This window comes from Actinopolymorpha pittospori, assembly GCF_014873875.1.
Lineage (GTDB): Bacteria > Actinomycetota > Actinomycetes > Propionibacteriales > Actinopolymorphaceae > Actinopolymorpha > Actinopolymorpha pittospori.
Window position 1 is genome coordinate 3,986,593 of record NZ_JADBEM010000001.1, and the last position, 25,566, is coordinate 4,012,158.

At 67.7% G+C, this 25,566-nt stretch carries 28 protein-coding genes and 2 pseudogenes; 15 read left to right on the top strand and 15 right to left on the bottom strand.

Going from position 1 to position 25,566, the window contains the following annotated elements; all coding sequences use genetic code 11:
* Nucleotides 1-96 precede the first annotated feature (96 nt).
* The 3 genes from HEB94_RS18835 (at nucleotide 97) to HEB94_RS18845 (ending at nucleotide 1,641) form a co-directional block, all read left to right on the top strand.
* On the top strand, nucleotides 97-513 hold the full coding sequence (locus HEB94_RS18835; RefSeq protein WP_192751105.1) for a DUF4097 family beta strand repeat-containing protein: 417 nt from the start codon (nucleotides 97-99) through the stop codon (nucleotides 511-513).
* An 82-nt stretch (nucleotides 514-595) separates the two neighbouring features.
* The gene (locus HEB94_RS18840) at nucleotides 596-1,219 is read left to right on the top strand and encodes a DNA/RNA non-specific endonuclease (protein WP_192751106.1); all 624 of its coding nucleotides are present in this window, start codon (nucleotides 596-598) and stop codon (nucleotides 1,217-1,219) included.
* A gap of 11 nt (nucleotides 1,220-1,230) precedes the next feature.
* Nucleotides 1,231-1,641 carry an immunity protein YezG family protein gene (locus HEB94_RS18845; RefSeq protein ID WP_192751107.1) on the top strand — a complete coding sequence of 137 codons (411 nt, stop codon included), beginning with the start codon at nucleotides 1,231-1,233 and terminating at the stop codon, nucleotides 1,639-1,641.
* Nucleotides 1,642-1,661: 20 nt separating this feature from the next.
* Here the strand turns inward: HEB94_RS18845 and HEB94_RS18850 are convergent, their stop codons facing one another.
* The gene (locus HEB94_RS18850) at nucleotides 1,662-2,246 is read right to left on the bottom strand and encodes a helix-turn-helix domain-containing protein (protein WP_337917792.1); all 585 of its coding nucleotides are present in this window, start codon (nucleotides 2,244-2,246) and stop codon (nucleotides 1,662-1,664) included.
* Between the two features lie 58 nt (nucleotides 2,247-2,304).
* Here HEB94_RS18850 and HEB94_RS18855 point away from each other — a divergent pair, with 58 nt between their 5' ends.
* Entirely contained in the window at nucleotides 2,305-3,420 is a 1,116-nt protein-coding gene (locus tag HEB94_RS18855; RefSeq protein ID WP_238361567.1) for an NAD(P)/FAD-dependent oxidoreductase, read from the top strand.
* Here the strand turns inward: HEB94_RS18855 and HEB94_RS18860 are convergent.
* The gene (locus tag HEB94_RS18860; RefSeq protein WP_192751109.1) at nucleotides 3,388-4,086 is read right to left on the bottom strand and encodes a TetR family transcriptional regulator C-terminal domain-containing protein; all 699 of its coding nucleotides are present in this window, start codon (nucleotides 4,084-4,086) and stop codon (nucleotides 3,388-3,390) included. The genes HEB94_RS18855 and HEB94_RS18860 overlap by 33 nt on opposite strands.
* A 94-nt stretch (nucleotides 4,087-4,180) precedes the next feature.
* Between HEB94_RS18860 and HEB94_RS18865 the strand changes: the two genes are divergently transcribed.
* From HEB94_RS18865 to HEB94_RS18880, 4 genes are all read left to right on the top strand, one after another.
* Nucleotides 4,181-4,408 (top strand): hypothetical protein, encoded by a 228-nt coding sequence (locus HEB94_RS18865; protein ID WP_192751110.1) that lies wholly within the window; start codon nucleotides 4,181-4,183, stop codon nucleotides 4,406-4,408.
* A gap of 116 nt (nucleotides 4,409-4,524) precedes the next feature.
* Nucleotides 4,525-5,673 (top strand): acetamidase/formamidase family protein, encoded by a 1,149-nt coding sequence (locus HEB94_RS18870; protein ID WP_192751111.1) that lies wholly within the window; start codon nucleotides 4,525-4,527, stop codon nucleotides 5,671-5,673.
* Between the two features lie 197 nt (nucleotides 5,674-5,870).
* Nucleotides 5,871-6,434 carry a hypothetical protein gene (locus HEB94_RS18875; protein ID WP_192751112.1) on the top strand — a complete coding sequence of 188 codons (564 nt, stop codon included), beginning with the start codon at nucleotides 5,871-5,873 and terminating at the stop codon, nucleotides 6,432-6,434.
* 46 nt (nucleotides 6,435-6,480) lie between these two features.
* Nucleotides 6,481-7,266, top strand: coding sequence for a polysaccharide deacetylase family protein (locus tag HEB94_RS18880; protein WP_192751113.1), 786 nt, complete (start codon nucleotides 6,481-6,483; stop codon nucleotides 7,264-7,266).
* Between the two features lie 64 nt (nucleotides 7,267-7,330).
* Here HEB94_RS18880 and HEB94_RS18885 read toward each other — a convergent pair whose 3' ends face one another.
* Entirely contained in the window at nucleotides 7,331-8,047 is a 717-nt protein-coding gene (locus tag HEB94_RS18885; protein WP_192751114.1) for an SDR family NAD(P)-dependent oxidoreductase, read from the bottom strand.
* Between the two features lie 256 nt (nucleotides 8,048-8,303).
* Between HEB94_RS18885 and HEB94_RS18890 the strand changes: the two genes are divergently transcribed.
* Nucleotides 8,304-9,314: an aldo/keto reductase gene (locus HEB94_RS18890; RefSeq protein WP_192751115.1), complete on the top strand. Its 1,011-nt coding sequence runs from the start codon at nucleotides 8,304-8,306 to the stop codon at nucleotides 9,312-9,314.
* An 11-nt stretch (nucleotides 9,315-9,325) separates the two neighbouring features.
* On the opposite strand, the gene HEB94_RS18895 is transcribed toward HEB94_RS18890, so the two are convergent.
* Nucleotides 9,326-10,408, bottom strand: coding sequence for a VIT1/CCC1 transporter family protein (locus HEB94_RS18895; RefSeq protein ID WP_192751116.1), 1,083 nt, complete (start codon nucleotides 10,406-10,408; stop codon nucleotides 9,326-9,328).
* A gap of 212 nt (nucleotides 10,409-10,620) precedes the next feature.
* Between HEB94_RS18895 and HEB94_RS50780 the strand changes: the two are divergent.
* Nucleotides 10,621-11,280, top strand: a pseudogene (locus HEB94_RS50780) (phosphotransferase family protein); the annotation flags it as partial.
* Between the two features lie 333 nt (nucleotides 11,281-11,613).
* Here HEB94_RS50780 and HEB94_RS18900 read toward each other — a convergent pair.
* The 8 genes and pseudogenes from HEB94_RS18900 to HEB94_RS54635 form a co-directional block, all read right to left on the bottom strand.
* Nucleotides 11,614-11,823, bottom strand: coding sequence for an HNH endonuclease (locus HEB94_RS18900; protein ID WP_192756541.1), 210 nt, complete (start codon nucleotides 11,821-11,823; stop codon nucleotides 11,614-11,616).
* 192 nt (nucleotides 11,824-12,015) lie between these two features.
* Nucleotides 12,016-12,864: an IS4 family transposase gene (locus HEB94_RS18905; RefSeq protein ID WP_192751117.1), complete on the bottom strand. Its 849-nt coding sequence runs from the start codon at nucleotides 12,862-12,864 to the stop codon at nucleotides 12,016-12,018.
* 91 nt (nucleotides 12,865-12,955) lie between these two features.
* Nucleotides 12,956-14,038 (bottom strand): IS630 family transposase, encoded by a 1,083-nt coding sequence (locus tag HEB94_RS18910; RefSeq protein ID WP_192751118.1) that lies wholly within the window; start codon nucleotides 14,036-14,038, stop codon nucleotides 12,956-12,958.
* An 18-nt stretch (nucleotides 14,039-14,056) separates the two neighbouring features.
* The gene (locus HEB94_RS54625; protein WP_420481535.1) at nucleotides 14,057-14,314 is read right to left on the bottom strand and encodes a transposase domain-containing protein; all 258 of its coding nucleotides are present in this window, start codon (nucleotides 14,312-14,314) and stop codon (nucleotides 14,057-14,059) included.
* Nucleotides 14,239-14,421: a transposase domain-containing protein gene (locus HEB94_RS54630; protein WP_192751120.1), complete on the bottom strand. Its 183-nt coding sequence runs from the start codon at nucleotides 14,419-14,421 to the stop codon at nucleotides 14,239-14,241. Before HEB94_RS54630 ends, HEB94_RS54625 begins: the two co-directional genes overlap by 76 nt.
* Before the next feature lie 94 nt (nucleotides 14,422-14,515).
* Nucleotides 14,516-15,010: a DUF222 domain-containing protein gene (locus HEB94_RS18925; RefSeq protein ID WP_192756542.1), complete on the bottom strand. Its 495-nt coding sequence runs from the start codon at nucleotides 15,008-15,010 to the stop codon at nucleotides 14,516-14,518.
* Nucleotides 14,899-15,387, bottom strand: coding sequence for a DUF222 domain-containing protein (locus HEB94_RS18930; protein WP_238361586.1), 489 nt, complete (start codon nucleotides 15,385-15,387; stop codon nucleotides 14,899-14,901). Before HEB94_RS18930 ends, HEB94_RS18925 begins: the two co-directional genes overlap by 112 nt.
* A gap of 52 nt (nucleotides 15,388-15,439) precedes the next feature.
* A pseudogene (locus tag HEB94_RS54635) lies at nucleotides 15,440-15,700 on the bottom strand (hypothetical protein); the annotation flags it as partial.
* Between HEB94_RS54635 and HEB94_RS18935 the strand changes: the two are divergent.
* Nucleotides 15,590-15,820, top strand: coding sequence for a hypothetical protein (locus HEB94_RS18935; protein WP_192757199.1), 231 nt, complete (start codon nucleotides 15,590-15,592; stop codon nucleotides 15,818-15,820). The pseudogene HEB94_RS54635 and the gene HEB94_RS18935 sit on opposite strands and share 111 nt — an antisense overlap.
* A gap of 262 nt (nucleotides 15,821-16,082) precedes the next feature.
* The gene (locus HEB94_RS18940) at nucleotides 16,083-16,769 is read left to right on the top strand and encodes a hypothetical protein (protein ID WP_192751122.1); all 687 of its coding nucleotides are present in this window, start codon (nucleotides 16,083-16,085) and stop codon (nucleotides 16,767-16,769) included.
* Between the two features lie 15 nt (nucleotides 16,770-16,784).
* On the opposite strand, the gene HEB94_RS18945 is transcribed toward HEB94_RS18940, so the two are convergent.
* Nucleotides 16,785-19,223, bottom strand: a complete 2,439-nt coding sequence (locus HEB94_RS18945; RefSeq protein ID WP_192751123.1) for a CehA/McbA family metallohydrolase — start codon at nucleotides 19,221-19,223, stop codon at nucleotides 16,785-16,787.
* A gap of 191 nt (nucleotides 19,224-19,414) precedes the next feature.
* Entirely contained in the window at nucleotides 19,415-20,032 is a 618-nt protein-coding gene (locus HEB94_RS18950) for a methyltransferase domain-containing protein (protein ID WP_192751124.1), read from the bottom strand.
* Nucleotides 20,033-20,162: 130 nt separating this feature from the next.
* Between HEB94_RS18950 and HEB94_RS54640 the strand changes: the two genes are divergently transcribed.
* The 3 genes from HEB94_RS54640 (at nucleotide 20,163) to HEB94_RS18960 (ending at nucleotide 24,692) form a co-directional block, all read left to right on the top strand.
* Nucleotides 20,163-20,237, top strand: coding sequence for a putative leader peptide (locus HEB94_RS54640; protein ID WP_420481593.1), 75 nt, complete (start codon nucleotides 20,163-20,165; stop codon nucleotides 20,235-20,237).
* Between the two features lie 54 nt (nucleotides 20,238-20,291).
* The gene (locus HEB94_RS18955; RefSeq protein WP_192751125.1) at nucleotides 20,292-21,650 is read left to right on the top strand and encodes a dicarboxylate/amino acid:cation symporter; all 1,359 of its coding nucleotides are present in this window, start codon (nucleotides 20,292-20,294) and stop codon (nucleotides 21,648-21,650) included.
* Between the two features lie 468 nt (nucleotides 21,651-22,118).
* The gene (locus HEB94_RS18960) at nucleotides 22,119-24,692 is read left to right on the top strand and encodes a M14 family zinc carboxypeptidase (protein ID WP_192751126.1); all 2,574 of its coding nucleotides are present in this window, start codon (nucleotides 22,119-22,121) and stop codon (nucleotides 24,690-24,692) included.
* A 126-nt stretch (nucleotides 24,693-24,818) separates the two neighbouring features.
* On the opposite strand, the gene HEB94_RS18965 is transcribed toward HEB94_RS18960, so the two are convergent.
* Nucleotides 24,819-25,544, bottom strand: coding sequence for a UTRA domain-containing protein (locus HEB94_RS18965; protein WP_202896429.1), 726 nt, complete (start codon nucleotides 25,542-25,544; stop codon nucleotides 24,819-24,821).
* Nucleotides 25,545-25,566 lie beyond the last annotated feature (22 nt).

Sequence of the window (25,566 nt, forward strand, 5' to 3'; positions counted from 1 at the left end):
ATGGTTGGCCGGCTCGACCCGTCCTAGGGTCGTCCTACGTGAGACGCGTACGCCGCCAGCACGAACGGCAGCAGCACGAACGGCAACGACAAACGGGTGACGGTGCCGGCGGGCATCCCCGTGACCGGCCGGACCTCCAACGGCGGGATCACGTTGAGCGCCGTGGGCGACGTCGACGTACGGACGAGCTCCGGGCAGATCCGGCTCGAGAAGATCTCCGGAGACGTCAGTGCCCGGACCAGCGACGGCCAGGTCGTGGGCCGGGCGGTGGCCGGGCACGTCGAGGCGCAGACGTCCAACGGCACGATCGACCTCGCCACGGCGAAGGCGCAGGACGTGCGGGCCGTGACCAGCAACGGTGACATCAAGCTCGCCGTCCCGGCCGGTCACTACCAGGTGTCGGCCCACACCAGCCACGGCGACCGGACGATCGGCGTCGCCGACGAGTCGGGTGCTCCGCATCGGCTCGACCTGCGCAGCAGCAACGGCGACATCACCGTCGAATCCGCCTGAGCTGGCGCGTCCCCTGTGGACGCCTCCGACCCGATTCGACCCATCTCGCGTATCTTGTCCGCGAACGTGGGAAAGGCGTGCCGTGGCGAGAAGCAACACGAAGGTGGCCCGAGCGATCGTGCGCCGCCTCAGGGCGATGACGCACCGTGAGGTCAGGGTGGTGCAGGCCGGCGGGCCGCGCAACTGGACCCGCGAGCTCAACCGCAGCCGCAGGCGCGGCACGAACTCCGCCAACTGGCGCCCGGAGACGATCTACCAGGTTCATAACGGCCGGGCCAACAGCACCTACGTCTACATGACCGACGCGCACGGCCGGGTCGTCCGGGCAGAAGGCCAGCTCGTCCTGCGCAGCAGCGTCCGCCACGGCACTCAGCAGGGGCGGGCCGGTTACGGCGCGGGCCGTGGCGTCGGCAACAGCGGGGACGAGGGCGGCCACCTCTTCGGCACCCAGTTCGGCGGCGCCGGCGAGGGCCTCAACATGCTCCCGCAGTCGGCCCAGCTCAACAGCCAGGGACGCCGGGAGTGGTACAGAATGGAGCAGATGTGGGCCCAGGAGCTGCGTGCGGGCAACGAGGTCCACGTGAAAATTCTGCCGACCTACCCCCGGGGACCCGGTGATCGTCCGAACCTGTACATAGTTGAGTACACCATCACGGACAAGAACGGCAGGAGCCGGACGATCCCGAGGGTCTTCGAGAACAACTGAAGGGGCAGTAGATGGCGGACCAAGCTGATCTCTACCAGCAGATCGGGCAGGCGCTGGTGGACGAGCTTCCCGAGGACGGGTGGGAGTCCGTCAAGGTGACCTGTTACATGGTCACTGTCGTCACGGAGTTCCGTGGGACGCTCGTCCGGTCCGGCGGCGAGGAGGACTTCACTCCGCCCGCTGCCACGATCTACTACCCGTTCAAGCAACTCCGCGAGGAGACCTACGAGCCCGGCAAGGGCGCCTGGTTCACCGCGACCTTCCGGATGAGCGCCACGGGTAGCTTCTCGATCGACTACGACTACGACAGCAAGCCTGACCTGCGGCCCGAGCCGCTGGACGAGACCTGGTTCGACGATCTCGAGACCTACCCGCGTGACCCCGAGCTGATCCCGGCCTGGATGCCTCGACCCGATCGGTAGGCCGCTCGGCAGTACGTCGATCAGTCACGCGTCGGAGCGGCGCGCACGTGCATGCGTTGCCCCTGCGGCCCGAACAGGCTGAGGAACTCCACGCTCTCCTCGCCCGCTCGCCCGAACCAGTGCGGCGTCCGAGTGTCGAACTCCGCCGCCTCGCCTGCGGGGAGAACGATGTCGTGTTCGCCCAGAACGAGGCGAAGCTCACCCTTGATCACATACATCCACTCATAACCCTCGTGGACCTGTGGGGTGGGTTCACCCTTCGGGGCGCTGGCCGGGATGACGTGCTTGAACACCTGGAGCCCGCCCGAGCCGCGGCTCAGCGGCAGGATCACCTGTCCGTAACGCGTGATCGGACGGATGTGGACACGCGGGTCGCCGGTGGCGGGGGCGCCGACGAGATCGTCGAGGGGTACGCCGTGTGCCCGGGCGAGTGGGAGCAGCAACTCCAGCGTGGGCTTGCGTTGCCCGGACTCCAACCGGGACAGCGTGCTGACGGAGATGCCAGTCGCGGTTGACAGATCGGCGAGGGTGACCTGCCGCCGAAGGCGCAGGGCCCGCAGTCTCGGCCCGACCTCGGCGACGACGCGTCCGGTGGTGTCGTCCACCTCGTCAGTTTGCCATAGCGGCAAGAACCTTTGTCGTTCCCGAAGGTGGCCGCCGACCATGGTCCCAGGTCCGGAGCCGATCGCTCCGGCGGCGACGAAGGGAAGCGCGATACAGATGGCGGCAGAGGTGTACGACGTGGTGGTCATCGGCGGAGGCGCGGCCGGACTGAGCGCGGCCGTGACGCTTGGACGGGCGCGGCGTTCGGTGGTGGTGGTCGACGCGGGCGAGCCGCGGAACGCGCCGGCGGCGGGCGTGCACGGGTTCCTCACCCGCGACGGCATGAGCCCTGCGGACCTGGTCCGCGTGGGGCGTTCCGAGGTCGCGTCGTACGGCGGTGTCCTTCGTGACGGGCAGGTCGTCTCGGCCGAACGCGACGGCACCAGGTTCACCGTGCGGACGGACGACGGACAGGCCGTTCACGGGCGCCGGATCCTGGTCGCCACCGGACTGCTCGACGAGCTTCCGGACGTTCCGGGGCTGCGGGAGCGGTGGGGGAAGGACGTCGTGCACTGCCCGTACTGCCACGGCTTCGAGGTGCGCGACCGGGTCATCGGGGTGCTCGGCAGCGGGCCGATGGCGATGCACCAGGTCCAGCTGTTCCGGCAGTGGAGTCCGCGGATTGTGCTCTTCCGCAACGACGTCGTGCAGCCCTCCGATCAGGAGTGGGAGGAACTCGCGGCGCGCGGCATCACGGTCGTCGACGGCGTGGTGGAGTCGGTCCGGATCGAGGGGGACGCGATCGTGGGCCTGGTGCTCGCGGGTGGGCGGGTCATCCCGGTCGACGCCGTCGCGGTGCAGCCCTACGTCAGTGCCCGCGCGGACTTCCTCAAGGGCCTCGACCTCACGGCGACGACCGACCCGCAGGGGCTCGGCACCTTCGTCGCGGCGGACGAACGTGGACTGACGTCCACCCCAGGCGTGTGGGTCGCCGGCAACGTCGCCGACTTCATGGCGCAGGTGGTCAGCTCCGCGGCCGCCGGCGTGCGGACGGCGGCGACGATCAACGCCGACCTGGTCGCCGAGGAGGTACGCCTCGCGGTGGCGGCGTACCGGGATCCGTTCTCCGCCGCGTCCGAGGCCCGGCACGCCGAACGACTGCTCGGCGACCGCCGGCACGGTCTCGACCAGGAGCAGGGTCGTTCAGGAGCGGGTGGTCCCGGGCCGCGCGCGTGACCTCCTGCGCGATGGCGATGGCGTTGTCGCTGTCGTTGTCGACCCCGATGTCGGCGTCGATCCGGGGCCGGCCTCGCCGACGCACAGGCGGTCCAGATGCGTGGCCACGACGCGGCGTGCGGCTTCGTCGTCGAGCCGACCGATCAGGACGTGCGCGGTGAGTCCGTCGACGAGGGCGAGCAGGGTGGCGGCTTCCTGCTCGGGATCGACGTCCGCCGGCACCTGGCCGGCCTGCTGGGCGAGCCGGAGCACGATCGCGATCAGTTCGTGCCCGGCGTCGTAGTGCCGGCCGAGTTCGGTGCGCAGCGGCGGCGAGACGACCGCGCGGGCGAGGAACGCGATCCAGACCCGGGCCTCCTCGACGTAGGTCTCGTCGGTCATCAGGATCTCCCCGGCGACCCGCTGGAGGAACTCGCGCGCCGGTAGGCCGGGCTCGACCTCGGCGACGTACCGCTCGATGCGGGTGCCGAGGTGGGCGAGGCTGTGCTCGAACGCGGCCTCCAGGATGTCGTCCTTCGTACGGAACTGCCGCTGGACGAAGCCGAGTGAGGTGCCGGCCTCGGTCGCGACGGTCCGCAGGCTCACCGCGTCCAGCCCGTCGCGGCGGGTGATCCGCAGCAGGGCGTCCAGGACAGCCTGGCGGCGGCGTTCGCGCTCATCACTCACGTGCTCAGTATGCCCGTCATCGATACGATCGCATCGATACGACTGACTCGGACGGATTGTCCGGGCGATCCACGAGCCGCTGGGGGTAGGAGCGATGGACGGGAAGACCTACGACCTGTTGAGCTTCGTCACGCTGTTCGTCGGGGTGTGGCTCGGTGTGGTCCCGCTGGTGGTCAAGCTGTTCGGGGGCGACCACTTCCGGATCGCGCTCACCCTCGCCCTGCCCACGCCCTACGACGTGGTCGTCGCCGTCGCGGTCGTCCTGGTGGCGTTCCTGCTCCTCGTCGTCATCGACGGTGCCAAGAAGAGGGCCAGCGCCTGAGCGCGTCCGGGTCCGGCCCGCGCGTAACGAGCCGTCAATGATCTTGAAGCGCCCCTGGAACGCGTCCCCAGGAATCTTCGGGTGACGTGTTCCTTCGGGTATGGAGGCCAGACTTCGTGAAGCCAATCGATCCAGCCAGCCCTTCCGTCTCGATGGCGATGCTCAGCCGGCGCGGCGTCCTGCGGGCGGTCGGCGCCTCCGGTGCCGGGCTCGCGCTCGGTACGGCGATGACCTCGCCGGCCTCGGCGGCGGCGACGTCGGGTTCGCCGGCGGCCAGGGGTGGGGCCCGCAAGCCCGTGGTCCTGCGGACCACACAGGAGACGGCGTTGTGGGGCTACTTCCCGGTCGACCGCGCCCCGGTGATGCGGGTCGCCTCCGGATCGGTCGTCCGCATCGACGCGGTCAACCAGTCGGGCGTTTCCGCGGCGCAGGGGCCGGTGGCCTACTTCGAGGACCTCGGCGTTCCGGCCGATGAGGTCCTGCCCGAGCTGGCCGAGGTCGCGAAGAACCCGCGCCCGGCCGGAGCCAGCGGCCACATCCTCACCGGTCCGCTCTACGTCGAGGGCGCGGAGCCGGGCGACGTACTCGAGATCAAGATCATGAACGTGTCGCCGCGCGTGGCGTACGGCGTCAACAGCACCGGCCCGGGCAGCGGTGTGTGCCCGGACCTGCTGGACGCGCGTTCGACCCGCCTGCTGCGACTCGACAAGCACAACCGGTACTACCAGTTCGCGCCCGGCATCAGGGTGCCGTTCAGCCCGTTCATGGGGATCATGGGCGTCGCGCCACCCACCTCCGCGGGCTTCGTCTCCGCCAACCCGCCGAACAAATGGGGCGGCAACCTCGACTTCCGCGACCTCATCGCCGGATCGACGTTGTACCTGCCGGTCTTCCAGCCTGGCGCACTGTTCTACACCGGTGACACACACGGCGCACAAGGACACGGTGAGGTCGACCAGACCGCGGTCGAGCACTCGATGTCGATGACGGCGCAGTTCACCGTTCGCAAGGGTGCGAGTCTGGAGTTCCCGCGCGCGGAGAACAAGCAGTACATGTTCTGCATGGGGATCGACGCCGACCTCGACGTCGCCCTGCAGATCGCCGTACGGGAGGCCTGTGGGTACCTCGTCGAGGCCACCCGTGGCGCGCTCACCACGGCGGACGCCTACGCGTTGTGCAGCATCGCGGTGGACTTCATCGTCGCCGAGGCCGTCGACGGCAACAAGGTCATCGTCGCCTACATCGCCAAGTCCCTGTTGCCCTGACCCGGGCGGTGGTGACCGCGGGGCCCGTGACCGGGCGCACATCCCGGTCGCGGGTCCCGCCTGGCACGTCGGTGTCGCCGCGGTGCGCAAGTAGAGGTTGACAGTCTCCTACGGTCGGGTCAGGACCGCGAAGGGAACGACGCGCGGTTCAGGCCCGGCCGGCGTTGTGCACGATCAGCGCGATCTGGACCCGGTTGGTGACCTCGAGCGGCACCCTGGCCGCTGCCATGACCTGGTGGTGGCAACCGGCCGCGCGGGTGCTGGGTGATCGCTTCCCGTGGTACCAGTGGTACCCCTTCGACGGCATCGGCCCGGTCGTCGTCGGCCTGTCGGTGCTCCTTCTGCTCATCGGAATCGCGGCCGGCCTGATCCTGCGCCGGACGGTCCTCGCGATGGGCGCGGCACTGGTCGCGGGCGGATTGGTGCTCTACGTCCTGGAGCACGTGCGTGCCCACCTGCTGCCGACCACGACGGCGACCGTGCAGCACAGCCTGACCGTTCCCGGCCTGGACAACGCCTGGGTGCTGGCCGAAGGCCCGCTCTCCCCGTCCGGGCGCCGCGTGTCGGACCTACCGGCCTGTTACGCGATGGACGACTTCCGTGCATGTCTCGTGCAACACGGACGGACGGGACGCTGGGCGGACTTCCACCCGGCCACCCAGCTCTGGCCGCTGCAGTGGGCGGAGGCCGGACTGTGTGTCGTCGTCGCGGCCGCGCTCGCCGCCCTCTGTGTCTGGTGGATCCGTCGCCGGCTGGCGTGACGCCTCTCCCACACCTGCTCCGAACTCGCATGCCCAGAAAGAAGCCATGCAGACCTACCCAACTTCGCCGACGCCGCGACGAGCCCGACTTCTCGTGGGACTTGCCACGCTCGCGGCCCTGGCCTGCGGCCTGAGCGCGTGCGGCACGTCGTACCCCGTGACGTCGCCCAGCGACGCGCGCACCGACACCGCCGCGACCACCATCCACGCCATGACCACACCGAGTCGACATGCGCCTGCGGACCAGGCGGGCAGCGCCGACCAGGGCAACTCGGTCGACTGCCGGAAGGCAAAGTGTGTCGCCCTGAGCTTCGACGCGGGACCGAGCGAGAACACGCCGCGGTTGTTGAGCATCCTGCAGCGGTACGACGCGCACGCGACGTTCTTCCTGCTCGGCAAGAACCACGTCCTGAAGTACCCGGGTGTGGTCCGCCGGATGGCCGACGCGGACGACGAGAGCGGCAACCACACCTGGACGCACCAGATCCTGACCGAGATCGAGCCCGCGAAGGCTCGCGAGGAACTCGCCCTGACCCAGGACGCGATCGAACGCATCACCGGACGCGAGCCCACCCTGATGCGTCCACCGCAGGGCCGCACCAACGCGGAGGTGACGAGGATCAGGCGTCAACTCGGCCTGTCCCAGGTGCTGTGGAGTGTGACGGCGAAGGACTACGAGACCACGGACTCCGCCCTGATCAGGCAACGGGTGCTCGACCAGACCAGACGTGACGGCATCATCTTGTTGCACGACATCTACGCGGGAACGCTCCCCGCCGTGCCAGGAATCCTGGCGGAGTTGGACAGGCCCGGCATGGTCTATCGGCCCTGACCCGGGAGCGGCTCGAGCCCTGTGCTCCTCGACTCTGTGCCGTTCGCTTCTGTGCCCCGTCGACTCAGTGACCCGCGCTCTGACCGCCGTCCACGTGCAGGATCTCTCCGGTGACGAAGGGCGCGTTCTCGAGGTAGAGCACGGCGTCGACGACGTCGCTGCGTTCACCGAGGTGCCCCACCGGCTCCAGGCCGGCCAGGAACTCGTGGACGTCCTCGGGGTTCAGGGGCGTGTTGATGTGACCAGGGGAGACGGCGTTGCAGCGGATCCCCTGCTGGGCGTACTCGATGGCCAGGGACTTGGTTGCGGCCTGCAGTCCGCCCTTGGTCAGGGAGGCGAGCACCGAGGGCAACTTGGAGTGGGCGTGGTCGACGAGGCTCGTGGTGATGTTGACGATGTGCCCACCCCCTCGCTCGAGCATGTGTGGGACCGCGAGCCGGGTCAGGTGGAAGAAGCCGGCCACGTTGACGGCGATCATCGCGTCGAAGTCGTCCTGGGTGTAGTCGGTGAACGGCTTTGAGATGAAGATCCCGGCATTGTTGACGAGGGTGTCGATGTGTCCGAATCGCTCCATGCCGGCGGCAATGACCCGTTCGGCGGTGGACGGATCGGCGATGTCACCCCCGACGGTCACGACGTCGGCGTCTCCTGACGGGGACATGGTCCGGGCGGTGGCGACGACGGAGTAGCCGAGTTTGCGGTAACCGGTCACGAGTCCCGCACCGAGGCCGTGAGGAGCGCCGGTTATGACGGCGACCTTCTGTGCCTGGAAGTTGCTCATGAGACCTCCCGTTCGGGTGGAACGCTCGCGATCAGGCGACCGGCCGGGCAGGTTGGGGCGGTGACGTGGGGACCGTTCCCTTGTCCATGGCCCCATCGTGAGCACCGCGGCAGCGGGAACGCCACGACCGAGCGCCTCCCCGTTGGGAGGCCGAACCTCCTGGCGGACCTACGATCGAAAGAAGGGTGCCCGCGGATCGCCGGACCGTCGCTCTCCCAGCGGATCGGGGCACTGGAACAGGGAAGAGGAGCTGATCATGAGGAAGGCGTCGCTCGGCCAACTCGAGGTTTCGCGACTCGGCCTCGGCACCATGGGCATGTCCGCCTACTACACCGGAGCGCGAGCCGATGACGCCGAGTCGATCCGCACGATCCAGCGGGCCATCGACGTCGGGATCACCCTGATCGACACCGCCGAGATCTATGGTCCCTACATCAACGAGGAACTGGTCGGACGGGCGTTGAAGGGGCGTCGCGACGAGGTCGTCCTGGCCACGAAGTTCGGGCAGATCTCCCACCCGCGGCTCGCCGCGCGCGGTCTGTCCGTCAGAACCGACAATGTGGAAGAGATCCGTTCACTGGACAGTAGCCCGGACAACATCGCGACATCGGTGGAAGGCTCGCTGCGGCGGCTCGGCACCGATCACATCGACCTGTACTACCAGCACCGCGTCGATCCCGACACGCCCATCGAGGAGACGATCGGTGCGCTGGGCGAACTGGTACGGCAGGGCAAGATCCGCTACGTCGGCCTGTCCGAGGCGGCACCACAGACGATTCGTCGGGCGCACGCCGTCCACCCGATCACCGCGTTGCAGAACGAGTACTCGCTGTGGACGCGTGATCCTGAGTCGCAGATCCTGCCGCTGCTTCGTGAGCTCGGCATCGGCCTGGTGGCCTACTCGCCGTTGGGGCGGGGATTCCTCACCGGGCAGATCCGTTCGACCGACCAGTTGGAGGCCGACGACTTCCGGCAGAGCAATCCGCGCTTCGCCAGGGAGAACCTCGAGCAGAACCTCCGTATCGTGCGTGAGGTGGAGGCGATCGCCGACGAGGCCGGAGCGACACCGGCGCAGGTGGCGCTCGCCTGGCTGCTCGCGCAGGGCAACGACGTCGTTCCGATCCCCGGCACGAAGAAGGTCTCACGCCTGGAGGAGAACGCCGCGGCGGACGCTGTCGAACTGAGTACGGACCAGATCGGCAGGCTGAACGCCCTCCCGGCGCCGGCGGGCGCGCGCTATGCCGACATGACATCCATCGACCGATGACCGGGCCGTCCTCAATGGAGGACGGTCTCCAGGCCCAGGCCGAGCAGGAAGGTCACCGTCGCCGCGGCGACCCCGATCGCCAACTGGCGTAGCGCCCGACGCAGTGGTGACGCACCGGACAGCACCCCCACCGTTCCACCGGTGAGCATCAACGCGGCACCGGTGAGGACGCATGCCACCACGACCGCGGTGAGCCCCTGCACGCCGAAGATGAACGGCAGGACCGGTACCAACGCACCGCCGGCGAAGAAGGCGAAACTTGCCGTCGCCGCACCTATCGCGGTGCCGACGACGTCGGAGTCCGCTGTCCCCGGGACGCCCAATGCTGGACCCACTGGCTGCTCTTGCAGCACCGCCCGCGCACGGCGTTCCGCCTCCTCGGCGGACATACCGCGGGCGCGGTAGACCAGGGCGAGCTCGTTCGCGTCGACGTCAAGCTGAGGTAGCGCCGTCTCCACCGCCTCCTCCGGCGCCACCGCGGCCAGCAGTTCACGCTGCGAGCTCACCGAGACGTACTCCCCGGCCGCCATGGACAACGCGCCGGCGAGGAGCCCGGACAGTCCGGTCAGCAGCACCGTCTGGCTGCTCGCCCCGCCGCCGATCACGCCGAGTACCAGCGAGACGTTGCTCACCAGCCCGTCGTTCGCGCCGAACACCGCGGCGCGCAGCGTCCCGGACAGCCGCGACCGTCCCCGCGCGGCCAGGGCACGCACGACCTCGCTGTGGATCCGCTCGTCGGCCGCCATCGAGGCTGGTGCGTCGGACACGGACGCGTATCGCTGGCTCTCGGCCTGCTGCATGAGCGCAAGAACGAACAACCACCCGAACCGCCTGGCCAGGGACGCGAGGAGCCGCATCTTCGGCCTACCGCGGCGTGGCTGACCGACCTCCGCGCCCAGCAGCCGCTCCCAGTGCGCCGCGTGCCGGCTCTCGGCGTCCGCCAGCGCCAGCAGGATGTCCCGTTCCTCGCCGGTGCTGCGGGAGGCGAGCTCGCGGTAGACCCTGGCCTCCTCGCGCTCGTCGGCCAGCATCCTGCGCCATCGCCGGATCCGCGCGGGTGACCGGACGGGCCCCGACCGAGCATCACCCCCCATACTCGCGATCCTTCTCGCAATGCCGGGGGCCGGAACGCCGTTCAGAAAACCGCAGAAAACCGCAGCCTCGACGTGCACGAGTGTCGAGCGAAAATCGGCCGAAACCGGGTAGGACTGGACACATGTGGCAGCGGGGTCCCACGGCCCGGCCGCGAGGACCGTCTGGCGCCAAATGAGTTGTCCCCCGCCGATGCAGTGCCGATGATCAGCTGGTGGATCAGGTCGTTCGCGCCCTCGACTCGGCGCTCGCCCGGGTAGGAGTCCTTCATGTCGGCGAGCGGACCGTTGGTTATGCGAACGACCGATGGGTCGTCGCGACGGACAGGGGGACGCTGCTGGTGAAGGTGCTCCGCCTACCCAGCCCACATCCGGTCCATGTCGCCGGCCAACGTCGGGCGCAGCGACTGCTGGTCGAGCTCGGCTTCCCGACGCCGGAGATGCTGTACCTGGGGGAGAGTTCGGCCTTCGACGGTCGGCTGATGTCGGTGCAGCGGTTCGTCCCCGCGGTCGCGGCCGACGAGGGTGACGACGCCGTCATGAACGCGCTCGACGAACGGGTGCGCCACGAGTTCTTCGTCGACTTCGGTCGCGCGGTCGGTTGGCTCCACTCCATCGATCTGCCCTGCTTCGGTGGCTGGCTCGACGAGCAGGGAGTCGATCGGGGTTCGTGGGTCGATCTGATCTTCCCGCGGGCGGCGCTACGAGACTTGTACGACCGGTCGGATGTGGGACTCTCGAGGTCGGATGTCAGGACCGTGGAGCGGCGGATCGTCGCCGGGCTGGAAGGTCTTCCCGAGATCTCGCCCCGGCTCGTCCACCGAGACCTTCACGCCGGCAACATCTTGTTGGCGGAAGGCGGGTTCGCCGGCCTCGTCGACCTTGACATCGTGCGTGAATGGGACGGTCCGTGGGACTTCGCGACCCGGATCGACGGTGCCTGTGACTACTGGAAGTGCCGTACGCCGTTCATGGCCGGCTACCGCGACACGGTGGGGAGTTGCCGGCCGACTTCGATTTCAGGCGTTGGTTGTACACCGGCATCGACAGCGTGCGAAGTATCAGTGAGTTCCTCGGCGGAAACAGTGGCTATGCCAACCAGCCCGCCCGCCTTCGGGAATGGCTCGCGACGCCACCGCCGGGGTGAACGTGGCGAGTCGGCCCGCGGTCGCTCACCGCGTGGGGTTCGCGTGCATGCCCGCGTCTGCCTACCGTCGGATCAGGGTGGCGTCGTCGGGGCGGATGGGGTTCTGGTGGCGGTCGACCCATGGTGGCGGGGTGTATTCGGGGTGGCCGTCGTTGCTCATGCGGACGGTCCAGCCCTTCGTGTGGATGGTGGTGTGGTGGTGTTGGCAGAGGAGGACGCCGTTGTTCAGGTCGGTCGCTCCGCCGTCTACCCAGTGCTGGATGTGATGCAATGCCGCTAAGTTAAGTGTCGCTGGAGGTGGATGGTTGGACGCCGGTGGTTGCGGCCTGTGTCACCTTCACGTTTGACCCTGTGGTATTTGGCGAAGTGGCGTTTCACGACTCGGGGATAGGCGCGGTGACGGCGTTTAGGGTTGAGGATCGCGATGATCTCTTCGATCGCCGCTCTGAGAGTCATCCGGATTCTACGAGGGGGAAAAATGCGCCTGGCCAGTGATTTGGCGGCGTACGAGGCGGAGGCTTCGGATGAATGACAGCCGATCGGTATCGAGGTCCGCGGTGTCCGCCGCCTCGTGCATCAGATGTCGTATCGCGTAGTGGGCAAGAAGAATTCCCCATATTTCTTGCCTCACCATCTCAGGGCTCTTTGACCGTAGCACGCGGCCTTGTCCGAGCTGGTGGATCTCAATCTCGTCCAGGGCAACCTCGAATTCCCATCGCTCGCTGTAGAGGGCCGCGAGTTCAACTGCTGGCGCATCCTCGTGGTCAAGGATCGTGGTGACCAGCCGGAATGTTTCGCTGGGCCCGTCTCCGTTGTCGACGTGGTATTCGACAACCCGACACGGAGTTCCAACAGCCTCTACTACCTCTGGGTTTCCGAGTGGTCCGTCTCCTGGTCGCGCTCGCCTCTTCGCTCGACGTCGAACCTGGCTCTGGATGTCCGAATCGAGAAGGACCGACCGGTAGGAGCCGTCAGGCAGCACCTCAAGAACCGGGAGGATCATGTTCGAGGTCACCCGAAACAGAAGATCCGCTCCGACCTCCAGCACCTCACACCAGAGCTTGTAGCTATAGAAACGCCGGTCAGCCAGTACCAGCATCCCTGGTTCCAGTGCTGGGAGCAGTCTGCGCACCAGGGTGCGCTCACCTGTGCTCCAACTGCCCATGGTGGCGGCGACAATCGCGTGCGTCCCGCACTCGGCCAGTCCAACGAGTCGCACGAGCGGGAAGGCGCTGTCGCCTCGCGCTCCGCTCGAATGTTGAAACTCGGCATTGTTTTCCGGAGTGTCAGGCACGTCGAGAATCACCCCCATCGATCGCCATCACCCTCCAGGACCCAAACTGTGCACCCCGCGTCCCACGCCGAGCCATCGGCACGGCTACTGTTGCGTGATTCTGGTTGTGTTATTTCGCGTTGTTGTCGACGAGTTTCTTGATGTTGGTCTGGACGAGGCGGACCTTGGCGAGGATCTCTTCGCTGGTAGCGGTCCAGGCGAACGGCTTCGCGTCGACGTTCCAGGTGTCGATGTAGTCCTTGATCTGTTTGATCAGCACGTTCACCGAGGTGAAGGTGCCGCGGCGGATCGACTGGCGGGTCAGGATCCCGAACCACGTCTCGATCTGGTTGATCCAGCTCGATCCGACCGGGGTGAAGTGGAACCTGACGTGCGGATTCTCCTCCAGCCAGGCCTCCACCTCCGGCGTGGTGTGGGTGGACAGGTTGTCCAACACGACATGGACCTCTTTGCCCGTATGAGGTTTGACGGCCTTCTTCAAGAAGGCCAGGAAGTTCGCCCCGTCCCGGGTCGGCCTGCACTCCCCGACGACCTGGCCGGTGCCCACATCCAGGGCAGCGAACAGGTTCGTGACACCGTGCCGTACATAGTCGTGGGTGCGTTTCTCGGTCACGCCGAAGTCCAACGGCAGCAACGGCTGGGTGCGGTCCAACGCCTGGATCTGTGTCTTCTCATCGATGGAGAGCACCACCGCACCACCGGGCGGGTCCAGATACAACCCGACCACATCGGAGACCTTCTCCGCGAACGCGGGATCCTTGGACAACTTGAACGTGCCATGCCGGTGCGGCGCAAGCCCCTCCTCCCGCCACACCCGAGCCACATAGCTCCACGACACACAGATCCCCTCGACCCGCTTCAGATACCCAGCCAACCCACGGGTCGACCAGTGCGACAGCCCCGTCTCCACCGGCGGAGAAGTCCTGGTCAACGCCACCACCCGAGCCCGCACCCGCGGTGGAACCTGCACCCGCGGCGCAGCCCGATCACGATCGTCCAACCCGGCCAGGCCATGCTCGGCGTGGCGGCGGACCCACCGATCCACCGTCGGCAACGACACCCCCGCCAACTCCGCGATGTCCTTACGACGCCGACCTTCCCCATGCCACAACACGATCCGCGCCCGAGTCGCCAGCACGGCCGACACATCCCGACTGTTCACCAACGCCCGCAACTCAGCGTCCTGCTCCACCGAAAGCTCAACACCGAGTCAACGAGCCACAACCAGAAAAGTAACGCAACCAGAATCACGCAACACTACCCGGTGAAACAACTCCTTCAATGGTTCCTCACCCAGACGAGCCCGAGCCTGCGTGATAGCGCTCGTGGTAGGAACCGACCAGTCCTTTGACCAGTTCTTCAGAAACATCAGCCCGCCAACGAGGCGTCGCATCACCTCTTCATAGCCTTCGCCGAGACGACCACATGCGCCGGAAGGAGTCGAGAGCGTTTCTCCTTCCGGCCACACTCAGCCACCACCTCCTCAACCAAGTCCCGGCGAATCACCTGAGTCAACACACCGACCGAGATTCGATCCGTCAACTGAGCACTCGAAGAAAGGCGTCTGTTCGTCATGCGCAAAGACTATTGAGAAGAAAGTAACGCCCCACAGATTTCCGAAGCGACACTCCGCGCCGATTTCCATACCAACTAACCACGCACGCACTCGCTAACTTAGCGGCATTGTGATGTGATGTGCTTCGGTCCACTTCTCGGGCCGTCTGCAGTCGGGGAAGTGGCAGAAGTAGCCGTCGCGTTCGGCGAGGGCGTGTCGTTGGGAGGAGGTGAACAGGCGGGTGCCGCGTCCGAGGTCGAGAACGGCGCCGTCTCCACCGAGCACCACGGGGATGATCTCCGCATCACACGCAAGCTGCCGCACCAGCGTCGCTGACAACGGAGGCCCCGTGATCCGATAACCGATCACCGCCCGTCCCCCACTCCCGTCCTCGTCGCCCTGGGTCCTCACCTTCAGATGCGCGGGGCCGGAGTCGGTGAGCACGGAGTTGAGGGTGGCGTAGCCGAGCCGGGCCACGAGGTCGTCGTGGTTCACCGTCACTGTGAGACGCGGCCTGACGCTCCCGCGGGTGGGCGCGTTCGCTGCCGCCTGCGCGACACCGAGAAACTCGGCGAAGGCGTCTGCATAGCGGCGTTCGCTGCTGCGCAGGTCCGGGCCGTCGGGGCCCGAGGGACGAGGGCGAGCGACGGGTCGAGGAGTGCCTGCAGGATCGCGAGGGTGGGGACGTCGAGGCGCAGGAACATCGTGCCCATGCCGTCGCGGACCGGCCCGAAGCTCAGGGTGCGGTTCTCTCGGGCTCTGCGTTCCTGCTCCTCCAACTGCTTCCCGATCCGGCGCTCGGCGTTCTCCGGGGCGATCACCTCGTACAGATGCCTGCCGGCCTTGTCCAGGTCATCGGTGTCGAGAAACTGTGCCCTCTCCAACAGGAATGCTTCCACCTCCGCCTTCACGTCGGCGTCGACGTCGTTGGGGAGGCGGCGGATGGCGCGTTCGATGACCTGCGCCTGACCCAACGAAAATCTCACCCTCGGAAAGCGCGCAACCGGTAGCGCGGAGCGTCTGGTCCAACGCCTTCGCCAACCGGACCGACACCGACGCCTCACGACGCCCCATCCGCGTCACCTGCTCCACCCACCCGGCCGTGTTCGCGGCACCGGTCAACTTCCTGACCTCGTTCAACTCCGCCTGCCGCGTCAACGACAACCGCAACGACGCGAGCCTCGCTTCATGGGTGGCGAGTTGCTGCATCGCCCCTTCGTATTGATCCAGCGGCAACGACAGTGTCGGGCACTCGATCGCCGCGTCAATACCCGCACCGACACCGGCAAGCCAACGCATCAACGGATGCGTCAAGCCTTCCCCGGTGTCGATGTCCATGACCAAACCCTAGACCCGACCACCGACAACAACCCCTGTAAAACAAGGGGATCCAGCCATGCCGGCGAAAACTCTTCCTGACAATTGTTGGTCAACTTCCAAGCCCCACAACTGCGCTCCGCAGCAGCGCCGGGGCAACGTCGAGGTACGAGAAGACGGTCACGGACGCGCGGTCCGGTGACCGGCTTCACGGATCTCGACGAAGGCCCATGATCACGATCGTGATCACGGGTCGTCGGAGGGCGGGAGTTGCGGCTAACCTGAGAGTCGGAGTTCGCGATCGTCAGACCGCGGACGCCGAACGGCGCGGGCCAGCGGTCAGGCCACGGCATGGGGGTGCGCGGTGAGATCGTCCGGCGTCACGAGGGGCGTCTCGGGGGCGGGGCTGTCCTTGATGACGCTCCTCGGCGTTCTGACCGTGTGCGTGCTCAGCAGGGACAGTCCTGATGCCTACAGCCACGCCTCCCTGTCGACCTGCGATGGCATTCGGATGCGTGCTGTCTACCCGCTGCCGCCCCACCTGCGGCGCGACGACGACTCCGATGACTCCGACGAGCCGGGCGACAGTCTGCGCGCCCACGACCACTCGTCCGCCGGGGCGTACGGCTCCGGACAGGTCGAGCGACCAGCGACGCTCGACCCGATCACCGACTTCATCCGTGCGCATGTCCCCACGGGCTTCGTCGGCATGAAGGTCGACGGTGCGACGGTCGAGGTCTACCGCGTGCCGCAGGTGGGCCATGACCTGGACGGCGCGGTGCGCGCGCGGTTCCCCGACGCCGCCGTGAGATTCGTCGACTCGGTACGCGACGAGGCGAGGCTCGCGGCTCTGCGCGACCGTGTCATGGGCGATGCCGACTACTGGCATGGCCAGGCTGTGACGCTCCGAGGAGCGGGCTACGACCCGAAGTACGGCGTCGTCACCATCGACGTGTTCGAGGATGCGAACCTCGTCCGCGACAGGTTCGTCGAGCGCTACGGCCACGGCATCGTCATCCAGGGTGGTGTGGGTCCGCTCTGCTTCACCTGAGCCGGCCAGCTCTAATCAGAGACGGACCACGAAAACCTGCTGAGTCAGGTCCCGTTGGCGCCGTAGGGCGCCGCGATCGCTGGTGAAGACCGCGACTCCCGCGGAGACGGCGGGCCAGCTGGCGTTCCCGGGTCCGGTGAGTCGCTCCGGTGCCGTCCAGCCCGAGCCCTCGTCGAACCGGGCCGTGAACACCTTCCACCGCCAGTCCTCCGACCGCGAGTCGTACCACACGGCCCGAAGCGCGCCGTCCTGGTCCTGGCCGAGACGTGGCCGCTGGCTCATGGCGTTCGGTTCCAGGCCCACGGGTTGCGCCGCCGACCAGGTGACGCCGACATCGGTCGACCGGCTCACGCGCAAGGCGAGGTTGGCGCCAGAGCTACGGAGCGCCTTCGCCTCCCACATCACCACGAACCCACCGTCACGGTCGAGGGCGATGCTCGGGTGCCGGTCGGCCGCCTCGGGGTCCGGGCTCACCCGAACGGGCGCCGACCAGGTGTGCTGGTTCGCGCCGCGGCGGCTCGTCATGATCTCCCAGTTGTCCGGGTCGGTTCCGCCGGAGGCCTCCTGACCGGCCGGCGGTGTGTGTCCCGTCCAGCCCGGGTCGGCATCGAACCGGCTGTCCTGCCAGGTGACCACGACGTCCCCACGCGGACCGACCGCGATCGACGGATACAACGAGGCTGGAAAGTGAGGCGAGCGAGAGTCCGCGGGCGTCCCGGCGTCCACCGTCTTGCCCGCGGCAGAGATGTTGTGCGGCTCGGAGTCGACCCCCACCACCTGGACGAAGACGTCGAACGCCCCCGCGCTGTTGTCGGCCCAGGCCACGACGGCTCGTCCGCCGTCCACGACGGCAAGGGCTGGATGGATCGCCCGCACCTTACCCTCGGAGAGCTTGACGGCCTTCCCGAAGTCCTGGCCACCGTTCGTGCTGTGGCGCAGGTAGATGCTGGTGCGGCGGGGCTGCTCGGATTCGGTCTCCTGCCAGGCCACCCACACGTCCCGGCCACGGGCGACGACGCGGGGAGAGCGGCTGACATTCGAGCGCGGCGCCAGGTCGACGAGCTTGCCCTGGGCCCTGTCGCCGACCACCCGCTGGTAGACGACGGAGACACGGCCGTCCCGGTGTGCTTCGGCGACGACGTGACTGGTCCTTCCGACCGTGGCGACGTCCGCGAATCCGGCGAAGGCGCCGACGTCTCCCACCACCGGGGCGGCCTGGTCGTCTGAGGAGATCATGTCCGGCAGCGGGATCTCCGGCGCCGCCACCGCGGGCGCCTTCGTGGAGACGAACACCGGAGACGTCGCCGCGCGGAGCTGGTTCGGCAGGGCGGGGTCGGCGTCCCCGCCGGACAGGTCACCCGGGGCTCGTACCTCCGCGCGAAACCAGCTGTGGCCCTCACCCGGATTGATCGGGACGAGGTATGTCTCCTCGCTCGAGGACGGCGTGTACGTCGCCAGTGGCCCGGCGGAGCGACCCGGCGACCCGAAGACGTACAGCGTGGTGCCTTCTCCGCCGCGTACGTGGACCCGCAGCTTCGCGATGCCCTTGCGCGGTGCGCGGGTGAGGACGATCTCGTCGCCGCCGATCGCCTCGAAGACGCCGTCGCCGTTCAGGTCGGCCTCGATCGTGACGAACGGTCCGGACGGGCTGCGAGAGACCGTCGTACGGCCCAACTTGAAGGCGTCCAGGACGGCGCGCTCGGTGGCCTCGGCCGCGAACACCCAGGTGGTGGGCTGACCTGGCCCGGCGACGTCCCACAGCTCCCGGAAGTGGCAGTCGCAGGCCCCGACGGCACCGAAGCGGAAGCCGTGGTTCCAGCGGTTCTCGGCATAGTCGATCTCGCCGTCCGGGTCGGAGGCGCGGTTCCAGATCTCGACGATGTCCGGAGTCTGCACGCTCGCGTTGGCGTTCGGGCGCCCGTCGGCCTCGACCTCGCCGTCGTCGGGGTGGGCGACCGACCAGACCGCGTCCTGTGCGTGCGCGTCCCAGATCGACTGCTGTACGTGCCGGAAGGCAGGGGAGCCTGGTGGGTTCGCCCCGTCGACGATGGTGTCAACCGCACCTAGCACCACGGCGTGCGGCGAGCCGTTGGCCTCCTCGCCCGGGATCAGGAGCAAACGAGACGACGTCCACTGCGGATCCCAGTGCTGGTCGTACGTGCGGTGGTCAGTGAGGGGCATGAAGTCCAGACCCACCCGCTCGCCCTCACCGATCTGGTCCTTGACCGGGAGGTTGCCGGGCAGGCGCTGGTCGGAGGTCTGCCGCGGCAGGCTTCCGTCGGAGGAGTGGTCGTCGTGGACGTGGGTGTCGCCGGCGAGCCACACCCCGCGAGGGGCGCGGCCGGGTGCGTGATCCTGCGTCTGCGGGGCGGCCTGGGCGCCTTGTGTCCCGAGGCTGCTGGCGGCGACGAGTGTCCCGCCGAGGACGATCACCCGCCTTCGGCTGATCTCCATCGGTCCCATCCTCCCGGCTCCGCTCTGGCGGCCACCTGGACATGGTCGGCACGATGCTGGTTCAGGCAGAGTCGTCTAGGAGCGGACCGTACGGCCGCTCGATGACGTGCGTGCATCCCGTGAGTGGACGCCAGGGTTGCCGATTGGTGGCCAACACGGAGGTCGGGCCGCCCGACGAGGCCGGAGCCGGCTCACGACCCGGATCCCACGCGGACGGCGTGCAGGGAGAGCCAGTCGCGACCGGAGGTGTGCCGGCCGACCCACTCGACCCGGAAGCCGGCCGCCCCGAGCATCGCCCGCAGGTCGGGCTCCCGGTGGAAGGTGAACCAGCGCCGCTCCGTGGTGGCGCCGTAGGCGGACGCGACCTCCCAGCGTTCGCCGTCGCCCTCCGCCACCGCCAGGTACAGCCAGCCCCCTGGGCGCACCGTACGGCCGAACTCGTCGAGCACCGTCGGGACCGTCTCGCGCGGGATGTGCAGGAGCGCGGCCTGGGACCACACGGCGTCGAGCGAGCCCGAACGCACGGGAAGTCGACGCATGTCGGCCTGGGCGACACCGGGCAGCCCACCCGCCCGGAGCTGACCGAGGGACAGGTCGAGGCCGAGCACCGTGAACCCTTCCGCGCGCAGCAACCCGACCTCGCGGCCGGGTCCACACCCGACGTCGGCGACCCGGCCACCGAGCGACAGGTGGGCCGCGAGTGACGCGACCTCCTCCATCAGCCGGGGGTAGACGGTCGAGGTGTGCCGCGCGTACTCCGGCGCGATGACGTCGTAGGTGCGCTGGGTCTCGGTCGTCGGCTCGGCCACGACGGCGAGGCTATCCGGCTGCCGCTTCGTTCGCGTCCCGCCGGAGACAACGCAGCGGGGGTGGCCGAAAACGGTCAACTGTTCGTCACCCCGGAATAGAGTCCGCGAGGCCGGTCGTTGCCGACCCTCGATGACTGGGCTCTTCCTGTGGCGACGCCTGCACGTCGATCTTCGACGGCAGGCCAGCTGTGCGTGTCAGCGCTGACCTCGCTCCACGCCCGTACCCTCTCTCTGCTCTGGCCTCCGGAGGCTTCGCACCATGGTCGACACGACCGCAGGTCCCATCGCGCCCAGGCGGCGCACTTCGTTTCCCTTCTGGGCGCAGGTCCTCGCCGGACTGGCTCTCGGACTGATCCTCGGCGGCATCGCGCGCGCCTTCGACCTCGGGTGGCTCACCGAGACCCTCACCCAGATCGGCTCCATCTTCGTCTCGCTGCTCCGGGTCACGGTCGTACCGCTCATCTTCACCGCGATCGTCGCCAGCATCGCCAACCTCCGCCAGGTGCGCAACGCCGCGCGCCTGGCCGGACAGACACTGCTGTGGTTCATGATCACCTCGCTCATCGCGGTCGTGATCGGCATCGTGCTCGGCCTGGTCACCAACCCCGGCGCGAACAGCGGGCTGACGCCCGAAGGCGCGTCGTACGAGGGTGGGTCCGGCAGCTGGCTCGACTTCCTCAGTGGTCTGGTGCCGGCCAACATCTTCGGCCTGACCGCGGACACCTCGGTCGGTGACGACGGTGCGAGCACGTCTCTCAACTTCAGCGTCCTGCAGCTGGTCGTGATCGCGGCGGTCATCGGCATCGCCGCGCTGAAGGTGGGCGAGAAGGCCGAACCGTTCCTGGAGTTCAACCGGTCGGCGCTCGAGATCGTGCAGAAGGTCCTGTGGTGGATCATCCGGCTCGCGCCGCTGGGCACCCTCGGCCTGATCGGCAAGGCCGTCGCCACCTACGGCTGGGACCTGCTCGGACCGCTGACCGTCTTCACCATCGACGTGTACGTCGGCTGCGCGATCGTGCTCTTCGGCGTCTACGCCGTACTGGCCCGCGTGCACGGGCTGTCCGCCAGCAAGTTCTTCTCCGGCGCCTGGCCGGCCATCCAGCTGGCCTTCGTCTCCCGCTCCTCGGTGGGCACCATGCCGTTGACCCGGCAGGTCACCATCCGCAACCTGGGTGTACCCGAGTCCTACGCCTCCTTCGCCGTTCCGTTCGGTGCGACCACCAAGATGGACGGGTGCGCCGCGATCTACCCGGCACTGGCGGCGATCACGGTGGCGCAGATCTTCGGTATCCCGCTCGGCGTCAAGGAATACTTGCTGATCGCGTTCGTCTCGGTGATCGGGTCCGCGGCGACGGCCGGCCTCACCGGTGCGATCGTGATGCTGACGCTCACGCTGTCGACGCTCGGCCTGCCGCTGGAGGGCGTCGGCCTGCTCATCGCGATCGACCCGATCCTCGACATGATGCGGACCGCGACCAACGTCGCCGGTCAGGCGCTCGTTCCGACCCTCGTCGCCAAGCGGGAGGGCATCCTCGACGAGGCGGCCTACAACGCGCCTCGCGTCGACCTGGTGAACGAGCCGGAGCCGGAGCGGGCGGAGCAGCCGGTCCCGGCCTGAGTCAGCACGACCGGACCGCGGCCGGGCGTCGTCGAAACGGCGCACCCGGCCGCACCGGAGAAGCATCACCTCCTCGCGATGCCACGGCCACGGCCGTGGCATCGCGCGTTTCCGGACGTCGAATCCGCGTCCGGACATGCCCCGGTCCGGAATCGGCCGCCCGGTTCGGATGGCAGGCGGTCGTCGGCATTCGAAGCGTTTCGTTCGGGCGTCGACGGCCGGTCGTCACCCGAGTTCGTGCCTTTACTTTCTCGTTAACTTCAACGATTACGTACAGTCGGATCTGGTAGCGGTCCGTCATTCCTGTTATAGCTGTAAGCGCCTGTTCCTGAACCAGCCGTCCCTGCGTTGTCGCCTTTCCCGTCATCCGGGAAAAGCGTTGATCGAAGAGCTGCTGAATAAAGGAGGGTCATGCGTGCTTCATTACGAAGACTTGCCGTACCTCTGGTTGCGTCACTCGCCTTGGTCGTGCCAGGAAGTGCTGCGGCACTTCGGACGCCGAGCGCCGAGGCGGAGGTTCCCAGCGTCGCCGCGGGAAGCGTCCCCACGCCAGAGCAGTACTTCGGCTTCGAGATGGGTGCCGAAGGCGAGCTTGCCCGCTACCCCGACATGTTGAAGTACTTCCAGCTGATGCCCCGGAGAACCAACCGGGTGACGTACGAGAAGCTCGGCGAGACGACCATGCACAACGACTACTCGTTGTTGACGATCAGCTCGCCACGGAACCTGCAGCGGATCGACCGTCTGGTCGAGATCAACCGGCGCCTCGCCAATCCGCGTGGCCTGTCCAACGCCGAGGCGAAGAAGCTCGCCGAGGAGGGCCGTCCGTTCTACCTGCTCTTCGCGAGCATCCACTCGACGGAGGTCGGTACCGGTCAGGCTGTTCCCAACATCGTCCACCGGCTCGCGACGGAGAACTCCGCCGACGTCAAGGAGATCCTCGACAAGGCTGTGGTGCTGGTCGTGCCGTCCCAGAACCCGGACGGCCAGGAACTCGTCGTCAACCACTGGTACGACACGAAGGGAACGCCCTACAACCGCAGCTATCCCGACCTGTACCACAAGTACATCGGGCACGACGACAACCGCGACTGGTTCATGTTCACCCAGAAGGAGACCCAGCTCGCGGTGCAGTTGCAGAACAAGTACAAGCCCGTGATCACCCACGACATGCACCAGATGGGATCGAGTGGCGCCCGGATGTTCGTGCCGCCCTACCTCGACCCGTTCGACCCCAACATCCACCCGCTGCTGGTGCAGGCCACCAACACCGTCGGCAACGAGATGGCGCACGCGCTGGCCGCAGAGGGCAAGGAAGGCGTGGTCTGGAACGACGTCTACGACTACTGGACGCCGGCCAGGATGTACATGGTCTACCACGGGCAGCCACGCATCCTGACCGAGATCGCGAGCGTCAACCTGGCGGACACCTACGTGAACCCGCGCGGTCCGGACGTGCCGATCGGGCCGCAGCAGCCGACGGTCAACTTCCCGGCGCCCTACTCCAAGGGCACCTGGACGCTGAAGCAGATCGTGGACTACGGCGACACCGCCGCCTTCGCCGGCATGAAGTACGTCGCGCGGTTCCACAGCGAGTGGCTCTACAACTTCTACCAGGTGCAGCGCGACTGGGTGAACCGCGACAGGGGCCCGTACGCGTTCGTGATTCCGGCAGACCAGCGCGATCCGTACGCGACGTATGAGCTGCTGAAGATCCTGCAGACCGCGGAGGTGGAGATCCACCAGGCCACCGCACCCTTCAGCAGCAACGGCAAGGAGTATCCCGCCGGCTCCTGGGTGGTGAAACTCGCGCAGCCCTTCGGCTCCTTCGCCAAGACGATGCTGGAGAAACAGGTCTACCCGGACATGCGGGAGTACGAGGGTGGACCGCCCATGCCGCCGTACGACATCGCCGGGCACACGTTGCCCATGTTGATGGGAGTCTCCGTCGACACCGCACAGGCGGAGTTCGGCGCCACCCTGACGCAGGTCGAGAAGGTCGCGCCAGGCAAGGTCGAGTTGCCACCGACCCCGCAGGGTGCCTACCTCGTCGGTCCGGAGTCCTACGGCGCCTTCCGGCTGGTGGCGGAACTACAGAAGGCGGGCGTGCCGACCGTACGCGCGGCGGAGGAGTTCGAGGCCGCCGGGCGGACCTTCGCAGCCGGGACGTTCGTCCTCCCGCCGTCGGCGCAGGCGCGCGGCGTCCTCACGAAGGTGACCAAGGAGACGGGTATCCCGGTCTACGGCGTCGACACCGCGCCGGCGGTGGACGGCTTCCAGCTCAAGGGCGGCACCCGGGTCGGTCTGCACCGTGGCGCCAACAACATTCCCGGTGGCTGGATGATGTGGCTCTTCGAGCAGTACGGCATCAACCACTCCGTCATGTCGGCGCAGGACTTCGAGGGTGACCTCAACGACAAGTACGACGTGATCGTGTTGCCACCAGGCATGACGAAGAACCGCATCGTCAACGGGCTGGACCCCGCGAAGAACCCGCCGGAGTTCGCCTGGGCGTACGGCGTCGGCGAGGAGGGTTGGCGCAAGCTGCAGGACTTCGTGGAGGACGGCGGCACCCTGCTCTCGCTCGGCAGTTCGGTCGCCGGTACGACCGAGTTGCTCGACCTGCCGATCGAACCGGTGCTCCCCGACGACGAGAAGGAGTTCTACTCGCCGGGATCGCTGCTCAACCAGGAGTTCGACACCACCAACCCGGTCGCGTGGGGGATGACCGAGGAGTGGCCGGTCTTCTTCGAGAGCGACCAGGCGTACCGCCTCAAGCCAGGTGCGGAAAGCTCGGTCGTGTCGCGCTATCCGGGTTCGGACGTGCTGGCGAGCGGCTGGCTCCTTGGTGAGGACTACATCAAGGGCCAGGCGAACGTCATCTCCCATCAGGTCGGCGACGGCTACGTCGTGACGTACGGCAGTCAGGTGGACTTCCGCACGTGGACCCGGGGGACGTTCAAGCTGATCTTCAACGCGATGTACCAGGGTCCGAGCACGCCGGTCTCCGCCCAGCTACTGGGGCAGCGCCTTGGTGGGTAGGTCGGCCTGACGCGTCGGCAGGGACCGGCACTCGGGAACGGCGCAGGTGTGACAGCGTGATCACGAGGGCCGCGGGGTTGGTACACACCTCGCGGCCCTCGTGCGTCGGCTCGAAAGGGAGTCGCCCTAGCGATGGATGGTGAGCTCGAAGTCGTAGCGGTCGGCACGGTAGAGCGACTCGCCGTACTCGATGATCCGACCGCGGGTGTCGATGCCACGCCTGCTCACCCTGAGAGCGGGAGAACGAACCGAGACGCCGAGGAGGTCGGCCTGGCGGCGCTGGAGCGCGATGGCAGAGATGTGTTGTTCGGCGGTGGTGACGACTGTGCGGTAGCGGGCGGAGAGCACCTGGTAGAGCGAGGCGTCGAGGTCCTGGTGAAGCAACTTGGGGAAAGGCTGCGTTGGCAGGTGGATACGCTCGAGGCACATCGGGAAACCGTCGGCGAGCCGGAGACGCTCGAGGTAGTAGACGGAGCTGCCGGGACGGACCTCCAGCATTCGCGCCACATCCTCTGGCGCGGGGCACTCCGTCGCGGCGAGGAGGCGGGTCGCGGGTTCGAAGTCGCGGGCCCGCATGTCCTCGCTGAACGACGTGAGGGTGAGCCCCTTGGAGATCCTGCTCTGGGACACGAACGTGCCCTGACCGCGGACGGAGTAGATCAACCCGTCCTCGATCAACGACTGCAGCGCCTGGCGGACGGTGGCGCGGCTGACCTGGAAGCTCTCGGCGAGCTCACGCTCCTGCGGTAGCTGGTCGTTGGGCCGCATGGTTTTGATCCGGGCGAGGAGCTCCTCACGGATCCGCAGGTGTTTGACCACGTTGCTCAGGCCCTCCGGTCGGTCGGCGCCCACGGTGCGAACCTGGGCGCGGCAC

Bases quoted from the DNA above. Each gene is read 5' to 3' on its own strand.
- HEB94_RS18895 (WP_192751116.1), bottom strand. From the start codon at position 10,408: ATGGGGGGTGATGCTCGGTCGGGGCCCGTCCGGTCACCCGCGCGGATC.
- HEB94_RS18885 (WP_192751114.1), bottom strand. From the start codon at position 8,047: ATGAGCAACTTCCAGGCACAGAAGGTCGCCGTCATAACCGGCGCTCCT.
- HEB94_RS18865 (WP_192751110.1), top strand. From the start codon at position 4,181: ATGGACGGGAAGACCTACGACCTGTTGAGCTTCGTCACGCTGTTCGTC.
- HEB94_RS18880 (WP_192751113.1), top strand. From the start codon at position 6,481: ATGCAGACCTACCCAACTTCGCCGACGCCGCGACGAGCCCGACTTCTC.
- HEB94_RS18890 (WP_192751115.1), top strand. From the start codon at position 8,304: ATGAGGAAGGCGTCGCTCGGCCAACTCGAGGTTTCGCGACTCGGCCTC.
- HEB94_RS54630 (WP_192751120.1), bottom strand. From the start codon at position 14,421: ATGACGAACAGACGCCTTTCTTCGAGTGCTCAGTTGACGGATCGAATC.
- HEB94_RS18945 (WP_192751123.1), bottom strand. From the start codon at position 19,223: ATGGAGATCAGCCGAAGGCGGGTGATCGTCCTCGGCGGGACACTCGTC.
- HEB94_RS18905 (WP_192751117.1), bottom strand. From the start codon at position 12,864: ATGGGGGTGATTCTCGACGTGCCTGACACTCCGGAAAACAATGCCGAG.
- HEB94_RS18935 (WP_192757199.1), top strand. From the start codon at position 15,590: ATGGGTGGCGAGTTGCTGCATCGCCCCTTCGTATTGATCCAGCGGCAA.
- HEB94_RS18855 (WP_238361567.1), top strand. From the start codon at position 2,305: ATGGTCCCAGGTCCGGAGCCGATCGCTCCGGCGGCGACGAAGGGAAGC.
- HEB94_RS18845 (WP_192751107.1), top strand. From the start codon at position 1,231: ATGGCGGACCAAGCTGATCTCTACCAGCAGATCGGGCAGGCGCTGGTG.
- HEB94_RS18955 (WP_192751125.1), top strand. From the start codon at position 20,292: ATGGTCGACACGACCGCAGGTCCCATCGCGCCCAGGCGGCGCACTTCG.